The organism is Streptococcus suis, from assembly GCF_002964045.1.
Lineage (GTDB): Bacteria > Bacillota > Bacilli > Lactobacillales > Streptococcaceae > Streptococcus > Streptococcus suis_U.
Genome location: NZ_POPB01000301.1, coordinates 1 through 407 on the forward strand (window position 1 = coordinate 1; position 407 = coordinate 407).

The window sequence follows — 407 nt, forward strand, 5'->3', positions numbered from 1 at the left end:
ATCTCACATCAAAAGAATTCGGAGAACAAGATGAGCAAAAAAAGACATTCTATCAGTCCAATGATGGACATTGCAGCCAAAAAAGTGTTTAGTGATCCCGAGGTAACCACTGATTTCATTGAAACCTTCCTCGGTTTCAGACCCAAAAAGGTCCGAATCATGAATGGAACCTTAGCCGATTTGAAGAGAGAACAAGATGGCTACTTTACGACAACCGTTGATGTGCTTGCATCCTTGGAAGACGATACCCAAGTGGTGATTGAAATTCAAGTCGCGCACCAGAAAGCCTTTTTGAAGCGATTATGGATTTATATTTGCCAACATCTGGTCGACAGCCTGCCAAAGGCCCGAAAAAAAGCCAAGAAAACGCATAAAATGTACGATAAAATCCAGCCAGTCTATGGTAT

At 41.8% G+C, this 407-nt stretch carries 1 protein-coding gene; it reads left to right on the forward strand.

Annotation, left to right across the window (positions count from 1 at the left end; translation table 11 throughout):
- Nucleotides 1-30: 30 nt before the first annotated feature.
- Nucleotides 31-407, forward strand: a 377-nt coding sequence (locus C1E99_RS04310; RefSeq protein WP_193441788.1) for a PD-(D/E)XK nuclease family transposase, incomplete at its 3' end; no start/stop codon positions are given.